This is a genomic window from Oleiphilus sp. HI0123, assembly GCF_001635315.1.
This window is the reverse complement of record NZ_LWGE01001810.1, coordinates 1-497: the sequence shown is the minus strand read 5'-3', so window position 1 is coordinate 497 and position 497 is coordinate 1. Positions and strand designations below refer to the sequence as shown.

Here is a 497-nt window from a genome sequence, read left to right as displayed (position 1 = left end):
GCATAGTGATAGATATTATGGCCCGCACCTCCGTATAAATAGTCATCGCCATTACCGCCAATTAAGGTGTCATCACCATCATTTCCATATAATGTGTCTTGCCCATCCCCCCCATTTAGCTCATCACTCCCTTGGTTTCCAGACAATATGTCATTACCTTCATCACCGAAGAATTGGTCATTCCCCTCTTGACCTGTGATCGTATCATTGCCCGCAAGCCCGCTAATGACCTCACCTTCTGCACTCGCTTGAACGACATCGTCATACGGTGTTGCAGCCTGAATTCGGCTTCGCACTTCATCGCTGTCCCATGAAGTACCGTCGGAAAAGTTAATCGCTGTTAAGGCGTAATTAGGGTCATCTTCTTTAAAGAAGCTTTCAACGACGATGCTGTCATCATTGCCAAGAACAAGCTTTAGATCATCACCACTTCGTGTCACATAGCTGGTCTGGGCAGCAATCGACTCATCGAAAACAAGGACATCTTGTCGACCTTC

1 protein-coding gene is annotated in these 497 nt (G+C 46.7%); it reads right to left on the bottom strand.

What is annotated here, in order from left to right:
- A partial coding sequence (locus A3761_RS24325; protein WP_304439644.1) for a calcium-binding protein occupies positions 1–497 on the bottom strand: 497 nt, incomplete at both ends.